Source organism: Arthrobacter sp. H14, from assembly GCF_000520495.1.
In the GTDB taxonomy this organism is placed as follows: domain Bacteria; phylum Actinomycetota; class Actinomycetes; order Actinomycetales; family Micrococcaceae; genus Arthrobacter_C.
In genome coordinates this window covers 37,608-44,833 of sequence record NZ_KI914656.1, presented here as the reverse complement: position 1 = coordinate 44,833, position 7,226 = coordinate 37,608, and the positions used below count along the sequence as shown (strand labels likewise).

The window sequence follows — 7,226 nt, the reverse complement described above, 5'->3', positions numbered from 1 at the left end:
GACGGCACAGGCCCTGCCTCGCCCCCGCCGGCCGGGTCGCTCACCACCCACCAGAGGATCGCAACCGCGACCGCCAGGACTAGGACCATCCCAGTAGCACCGATCAGCCAGTCCTTCGCGCGCGTCCACTCCATTAGGACAGTATGAAGGCTCGGCATCTGAGGCGCGAAGTTCGACTCGAGTGGGGTCTCATTTTGCGTCATCGGCATACGGCGCTGACCCGCGGCTTTGCCCTCAAGCCTTAAGCCGATTCCGCGTTTCGTGCCTGGCGGGAGGAATTCCAGTTTGTTGTCGTACGGGTCAGGCTTAGAGGTCTTCGTGGGAGGTCTGCACCACGAACTTGCACATGGCCAGCCAGTGGAAGAGCGCACCGAGTATCGCCCCGCCGATCCAGGCGAAACCGCTGAGCTGGGCGAGCTGTGGCAGCCACACGGCCAGGATCGAGAATACGGCCGCGATCGAGAACGCCACGACTGCGCGCTGGTTCCAGCCGCGGGTGAACCAGTAGGCCCCGTCGGGGTCCGTGGAGTACAGGTCGTGGAGGTTCAGGCGCTGCTTCCGCACCAGGTAGTAGTCGGCGATGATGATGCCGTAGAGGGGGGCGAGCACCGCGCCGAGCGTGTCAACGAACTTGGGCAGGCCGATGTTGGAGATCACGGCGACCCACAGGGCCCCGATGATGAACCCCGCGACGGCGGTGATCATGCCGGCCCTGCGGAACGAGATCTTCTCCGGATTGATGTTGGACAGCGAGTAGGACGGCGGGATGAAGTTCGCGACGACGTTGATGCCCAGCGTGGCCACGAGGAAGGTCACCGCGGCCAGGACCGTCAGCGCCGTGTTGTCCACGAGGCCGACGATCTCCGCCGGGTTGGTCAGCGGCTCGCCCTGCCCGCCCTGGTAGAGCAGGTAGGCGCCGGCGGTGATGAACACCGAGAGGAACGTGAACAGCGCCAGGCTCATCGGCAGGCCGGTGAGGTTGCCGAAGCGCATCGCCTTCTCGGTGCGGACGTTGCGGGCGAAGTCGCCGAAGTTGATGACGACGGCGGCGAAGTAGGCGATCATCGTGCCGGTCACCCCGGCGAAGGCTGAGACGACCGCCCATCCGGTGACCTCGGACCGCGAGAAGATGGTGCCCACGGCCTGGGGCAGCCCCGGCCCCACCTGGATCCAGATCGCGACGAGCAGCGCGATCATCACGACGTAGACGGCGGGGCCGGCGATGTTGAGGAATTTCGCGATGCGTTCGATCCCGCCCAAAAAGAGCGCGATCTGGAGGGCGGACGCGATCACGTAGGAGATCCACGAGATCCCGTCCATGCCCAGGAACTGGGCTCCTCCGGGGGAGCCCAGCAGGGCGTTGAGGGCCAGCGCGATCGCCGTGGAGGCGAAGTAGGTCTGTGCGCCATACCAGAAGACCGCGACCACAGCGCGGAGGATCGCTGGGAACTGCGCCCCGCGTACACCCATCGACGCCCGCGCCAGTACGGGGTAGGGGAAGCCGTACTTGACACTGGGCCGCCCGCTCAAATCCACGAGGACCTTGACGATGAAGCCGGCCAGCAGGATAGCGGCGAAGACGAACCAGCCATTGATGCCGGCGGTGATGAACAGGCTCGCAGCGAGCGTGTAGCCGGCCAGAGACTGAATGTCGTTGGACCAGACGTTGAAAATGGAGAACCAGCCCCACGTGCGCCGCGACGCCGGCAACGGCGCGAGATCCTCGTTGTAAAGGGACGGGTCGGCGGTGCTGACCGCCAGATCGGTGTCCGAGAGGTTGTTGTTCTGGGCGGTCATGGCCGTCGCTTCCCCGCACCGATTAGCGGCACGTATATATTTCACATCGTGAAACTGATATTTCGTTCTAGAAGCATATGGCGTGCGTCACACACCGTCAATAGTGTGTTGCGATACAGCGAACCCGGTCGACTTTTGTCTTACGGAGACCAGCGCGTGGAAATTCTCGGTCCTACCATCGCCGTCGTTCTGGCGCTTGGGATCCTCGGCTTCGCTCAGCCGCATCTGATCCGGCCCATCACCTTCGCCATGCTGTCACGGCCGCCGGCATGTTGACGGCCTTCTTCATGGAACGATCGAGGAACCGTAGGGACCGCTAACCAAACCGTCTGCCGCTGAACCGGCTTGGTAGGTGCAGCAAAGCCTCTCACATAGATCACAATTGGTAAGTACATCCCCTGGGGCAAACCGTCGGCCCTTACCCTGTCGCCTTGACGGCTTGGGTGCACCGGGGCGACGCAAACCAGAAAGGCGGCGAATCTTTAATACTTCTACCCTGATGCCAGCTTCCCATCCCCGAGATGGGGCTTCCTACAAGTACGATCCCAAGTAGGGGGTATCGGGTGGTATGCCAGCAAGACTAGGGGCGCCAAATCGAGGCAAATGATGAGTGGAGCTATTGAAAGTCGCGGTAGAAACACATGGTAGGCCGATGCCACAAAAGGACCAATGAGCGATGAACAGTTACTGATCAAGACAGTGAAGAAAAAACGACTATGACCTGGTCACTGGTCGCCTATGCCAACACACGGGAGCTCGCGGCGGCAGTCTGGGCGTTGGTGCTCGTTGTAGCTGTATTTCTCATGCCCGTATCCCGGCCGTCGGTGATTGCGGCTGCCAAGAGTCTTGCGAACTGGAAAATTATCGCTTCTTTGGGCTCGTATGCGGTCTTCCTGTTCGGCATAGTTGGTTGTGCTTGGCAACTTGGACTATGGACGCCCAAGATGCTCGGAGCAACCTTGGCCTGGTTTGTTGTCAGCGGACTGGTGCTATACATCAACGCACTAACAAGAGCGTCGAAAACCACTGGATTCTTTGCTGGTCACCTGCGCGACACCGTTCGGCTTGCCGTAGTCTTCGAATTCATTTTGAACGTACATACGCTCGATTTGTGGGCAGAGATCATCCTCTTCCCAGCTTTGGTCGTTCTCGTATTGCTTCAAGCTGTTGCCGAGTCGAAGGAGGATACGCGCGTAGTGGGCCACATTGTCACCTGCCTCCTGGCTCTGATCGCACTTGCGCTATTCCTCGCCACAACCGTGAACTTTGCTACGAAGCCGGAGACTTTCGTGTTGGCTGACGTTCTTCGCGAATTCGCCCTCCCGATATGGCTGGCGCTCGCGACAGTACCCTTCGCTTATGTGGCGGCTGTATTGGCAGGGTACGAAACTTTGATGCTACGTCTGGGGTTCTTTTCGAATCGTACTGAAATACCGGTGCGCGTCCGGCTGGGCATAATTAGCGGGTTGAGAACGAACCTACGCGCGATCGACAGATTTGCAGGAAAGCGCGGGAGGGAGGTTGTCGATGCCGGGACATTCCGAGGCGCACGAAGTGAGGTCATGGTTTTTCATTCCGATTCCGCGGTCGAGGATGCGCGTCGGGCAGCAGCTCGACAACGACTGAAGGACTTTGCTGGTGTTACTGGTTACGACAGTGATGGAAGAAGACTCGATCGCCGCGAATTTCAAGCCACCAAGGACGCTCTTGAATGGCTGGCTGTATGTCACGCAGGCCACTATCGCAATAAGAACAAGTTCCCTCGGGATCTCCTCACTGTCATCGGAAGCTTCGCGCGCCAGGGCCTGGGCGACCCTCACGGAATCGTTATGAAGGTCAAAGGCGACGGCAAGGCTTGGTTCGCCTATCGACGGACTTCATCGGGCTATCACTTCGGTATGGGAGCCGTCGGGGACCCTAATAGTCTCTGGTGCTACGACGGCGAAAGGCCATCCACGGACTATCCATCTGGGAAGGGCGGTTGGACCAAGCATGTCGACGAAACGCGGACCGAGTGGCTCCGGGAAACACCCATCTAGTTGACCAACCCTGTTGACCATGTCAGAGATCGGCGCGCGCAGCTTGGGCCACCCTCGCTTGAATGAATCAGAAGGGTCACAAGCGTCCGTTCCGTCAGGTTATCCTGTCTCGCGAAGGGATCGGCGGATTCAGGCGGTCATTGCAACAGGAGTCCTTCGATCAGTTCGATCGGCTTCTTGAGCTCTAATCGTTTGCGTGGCCGGTCGTTGAGTTCGGCGGCCACCCAGTCGAGGTCTGCGGCGCTGTGGATGCTTAGGTCTGTGCCTTTGGGGAAATACTGGCGCAGCAAGCCCTTGGTGTTCTCGTTGATATTTCCAGATGTTCCTTCGCTGTTTGATCCAAAACAGCGTCATCGGCGACCCGATTTACTGTTCCTGCGAGGCTTCGCCGCTGACGTCCGTCGGTTGGCGCGGCCAGATGACAAGGAGCACCTGGATTACGTTCCCACCCAAGTTGTTGCCGAGTATCTCCGTCAGCTGTTTCAGGATGCTAATGGAAATCAGGCGTTGGGAGTTCTCCGGCGATCAGCCATGGACCCAACGGTGAAAAATTGTGTGCTTTTCGCAGACAACGATGGTTGCGTGGAGCAGGAGGCCGAATGGACCGGCGAGGCGACGGCCTGGTTGGGACTCGTTCCTGGGAGTCTGCAACGAGGCCCGCTCACGGACACCTCGGCTTGGGTGCAGGAAGAAGCGACAACTGCGGGACTGTAGCTGTTGGGCCAAGGCTTACCTGCAGGAACCCAAATCTTGTCCGAAAGACGCGGTGCGGCGTCGCGCTAGAGGCTGACAGTGGCGTTCGATGAACGATCACTCTGCGGAACAGGATGGCGACACGCGACTGGTTGCGAGGAGACTCGCTCGTATCCGACGCCGACGGATCACTCACCGTCGATTGGATCAACGCTGACCGCTCGCACCGAGGCAACGCCCACTACAACCGGAATGGGGAGATTTCTCGGGCCGACGCATGGCTGATGATTCACGTCGCAGGTGCTCTGATGGTGCGGCTCTCGGATGAAGAACCTCGCGACATTAAGGCTGCTCAGGAGCACCGCCAGGCAGAGGCAGAGAAAGTCCGGCAGGCTGAGCTCGCAGCCGCAGCGCAAGGGGCTTCAGAAGAAACGGATCTCAATGGATATAACTGGTCGAGTGGCTCACGCGAAGATCCACCGTTCTAGTTGCAGCTTGAAGCGGGACTGTCTCTGTGCAGTCCAACGGGAGGCATAAGGGGCTGGCACATTTGGCCGAACGGGATGCCGTGAAGATTGCCGAGGAGTGGTTTCGGAGCGCCCGCCGGCGGATGCCGGTGGTGTCGACCACGCGTGCGAGCATGCATGAAAGGGACAATATCGGCTCACTCCGGGAAGTGCTGGGAAGCGTCGGGTAAGGTCGGTATCGAACGGGTTTTTGCCGGCCAGCTCTGATCCGCTTATCCGCGAAAGTGTGTTGTTTCCGTGTAGTTCGTTGGACTTTCGATGAAAACAGGGGAGTGGCGGTCGAAGAAGCTGCAGGTCAGGCGCTGTTCTTGCTCTTGTCGAAGGAAATGAGTCAAGTAATGTTCTCTCACGGTCCTCCAAATCCCGGCAGGGTCCCCGTTGCTCGTCATCCTTGACTTCGGACTTTACCCAAGATCAGAGCCTAGTGCATCCAATCCGGGTTTGAACGGAAGACGGACACTCAACCGGTGGAACGAACCAACATTTTTCTGTCAGCGAAGGAAATGCGGCAACTAAAGTTCTTCATGCCCCCTCCTTTTTGGCCGAATAACCGATAACGTCTACTACATGAGCATTGATCCGCGTGTCGCGCTCCAGTCTTTGACGTCGGCTCTGGAAGAGCATTTGGCGGCAGCCACGAGCCGCCGTGGCGATGCTGATCCAGCAGTGGAATCAGCATATCTTGCCATTGCCGATGCGTTCGAGGCCTACGAGGAAGCGCTTTACGACGCTTATAGCGAAGTGACTCCTCTAGTCATCTACGACGACGATGACGAGGACGAAGATGACGACGGGATCGAGGACGACGACCTCGGCGAAGAAGACGATCTCGAGGTCGTGCGCAACTAATCCGCCAGTGCTGAGACCTCGTCGAGCACTTCGGCAATTTGGGCTGGAACAGCACTGAAGTTACCCGAAACGGCTTCCTTCAACTGTGCGGGGGTCCTGGCGCCAACAATGGCAGCGGACAGCGCCGGTTGTTGCAGGAGCCAGCCGAGGGCTAATTCCAGGGGTTGGCGGTCGAGTCCGCGGGCGGCCGTAATCAGCGCCTCTGTGATTCGTTCCGGCCTGCCGGAAAGGTACGGTTCGACGTAAGCTGCCAGACGATCGCTGGCGCCGCGCGAATCGGCGGGAATGTTCCCCCGGTACTTTCCTGTCAATACGCCCCGTCCCAGGGGAGACCAGGCGAGAATCCCGATTCCCAGCGCCTTTGCCGCCGGAACGATTTCCCGTTCGGCGGAGCGCTGGATCAGCGAATATTCCACCTGGTTCGCCACAAGTGGCACGGCTGAGATTGATGCCGCCCGGGCAAGTTGCCAGCCTGAGTAGTTGGACACTCCCGCGTAGCGGGTCCGGCCGGTTGTAACTGCCAGTTCCAGAGCGCCCAGCGTTTCCTCCAGTGGTACATGCTCATCCCAGGTATGCGCCAGCCAGAGGTCGAGGTGATCGGTTCCCAGGCGCGCCAGTGTCCCGTCCAGGGCGTCCAGCATTGCACGGCGTGAGGTATCAACAGTGCGTTTGCCGTTGCGCCGGGAGATTCCGGCCTTGGAAACGATGACCAGATCCTGGCGTGCCACCAGGTCGCCGAGCATGGCACCGAGGATGGCTTCGCTGCTGCCGTCCGAGTAGCCGGCGGCTGTGTCAACGAGGTTGCCCCCGGCGTCGACGAAACTGCGCAGAGACTCGGTGGCAGCCTCTTCATCAGTCTCGTGGCCCCAGGACATGGTTCCCATCCCGAGTTCGGAGACCTGCAATCCGCTCGAGCCCAAGTATCGTTGCTGCATAGAAGTAAGCCTAACGGTGTTTCCAGTCACTTCCGGCACGGCTGGGCGCGGTCCTTGTCCGGATCATGCCTGACATTGCTTTAGGGTCTTTATGTGACATGGATTGAAGTAGTCATTCTTGGACTGGTACAAGGACTGACGGAATTCCTGCCGATTTCGTCCAGCGCCCATCTGCGCGTGGTCGGTGAGTTCCTGCCCGGCGGGGAGGACCCGGGGGCGGCATTCACCGCGATCACCCAGCTGGGTACGGAGACCGCCGTCGTCGTCTATTTCTGGCGCGACATCGTCCGCATCGTCAAGTCCTGGTTCGGATCGTTGCGCGGCACGGTTCCGCGCAACGACCCTGATGCCCGGATGGGCTGGCTGGTCATTATCGGCAGCCTGCC

Annotated in this window: 7 protein-coding genes and 1 pseudogene; 5 read left to right on the top strand and 3 right to left on the bottom strand. The window is 59.8% G+C overall.

Features of this window, described 5'->3' with window-relative positions; genetic code table 11:
• Positions 1–306: 306 nt before the first annotated feature.
• Positions 307–1,797 (bottom strand): NCS1 family nucleobase:cation symporter-1, encoded by a 1,491-nt coding sequence (locus tag Y707_RS0112705; protein ID WP_026535381.1) that lies wholly within the window; start codon positions 1,795–1,797, stop codon positions 307–309.
• Positions 1,798–2,513: 716 nt separating this feature from the next.
• Here Y707_RS0112705 and Y707_RS0112695 point away from each other — a divergent pair.
• Entirely contained in the window at positions 2,514–3,836 is a 1,323-nt protein-coding gene (locus Y707_RS0112695) for a hypothetical protein (protein WP_026535380.1), read from the top strand.
• A gap of 137 nt (positions 3,837–3,973) precedes the next feature.
• On the opposite strand, the pseudogene Y707_RS31490 reads toward Y707_RS0112695, so the two are convergent.
• Positions 3,974–4,144: pseudogene (locus Y707_RS31490) on the bottom strand (IS30 family transposase); the annotation flags it as partial.
• Here Y707_RS31490 and Y707_RS29870 point away from each other — a divergent pair.
• From Y707_RS29870 to Y707_RS0112670, 3 genes are all read left to right on the top strand, one after another.
• Positions 4,086–4,550 (top strand): RES domain-containing protein, encoded by a 465-nt coding sequence (locus tag Y707_RS29870; protein WP_081744839.1) that lies wholly within the window; start codon positions 4,086–4,088, stop codon positions 4,548–4,550. The pseudogene Y707_RS31490 and the gene Y707_RS29870 overlap by 59 nt on opposite strands.
• A 113-nt stretch (positions 4,551–4,663) precedes the next feature.
• The gene (locus Y707_RS0112680; RefSeq protein WP_026535378.1) at positions 4,664–5,017 is read left to right on the top strand and encodes a hypothetical protein; all 354 of its coding nucleotides are present in this window, start codon (positions 4,664–4,666) and stop codon (positions 5,015–5,017) included.
• A gap of 606 nt (positions 5,018–5,623) precedes the next feature.
• On the top strand, positions 5,624–5,905 hold the full coding sequence (locus Y707_RS0112670) for a hypothetical protein (protein ID WP_026535376.1): 282 nt from the start codon (positions 5,624–5,626) through the stop codon (positions 5,903–5,905).
• Here Y707_RS0112670 and Y707_RS0112665 read toward each other — a convergent pair.
• Positions 5,902–6,840 carry an aldo/keto reductase gene (locus tag Y707_RS0112665; protein WP_026535375.1) on the bottom strand — a complete coding sequence of 313 codons (939 nt, stop codon included), beginning with the start codon at positions 6,838–6,840 and terminating at the stop codon, positions 5,902–5,904. The two genes, Y707_RS0112670 and Y707_RS0112665, sit on opposite strands and share 4 nt — an antisense overlap.
• Positions 6,841–6,933: 93 nt before the next feature.
• On the opposite strand from Y707_RS0112665, the gene Y707_RS29865 reads away from it, so the two are divergent.
• On the top strand, positions 6,934–7,226 hold a 293-nt coding region (locus Y707_RS29865), incomplete at its 3' end, for an undecaprenyl-diphosphate phosphatase (protein ID WP_035781611.1).

Excerpts from the sequence above, each read along its gene's own strand:
- Y707_RS0112695 (WP_026535380.1), top strand. The coding sequence starts at position 2,514 with ATGACCTGGTCACTGGTCGCCTATGCCAACACACGGGAGCTCGCGGCG.
- Y707_RS0112670 (WP_026535376.1), top strand. The coding sequence starts at position 5,624 with ATGAGCATTGATCCGCGTGTCGCGCTCCAGTCTTTGACGTCGGCTCTG.
- Y707_RS0112705 (WP_026535381.1), bottom strand. The coding sequence starts at position 1,797 with ATGACCGCCCAGAACAACAACCTCTCGGACACCGATCTGGCGGTCAGC.
- Y707_RS29870 (WP_081744839.1), top strand. The coding sequence starts at position 4,086 with ATGCTTAGGTCTGTGCCTTTGGGGAAATACTGGCGCAGCAAGCCCTTG.
- Y707_RS0112680 (WP_026535378.1), top strand. The coding sequence starts at position 4,664 with ATGGCGACACGCGACTGGTTGCGAGGAGACTCGCTCGTATCCGACGCC.
- Y707_RS0112665 (WP_026535375.1), bottom strand. The coding sequence starts at position 6,840 with ATGCAGCAACGATACTTGGGCTCGAGCGGATTGCAGGTCTCCGAACTC.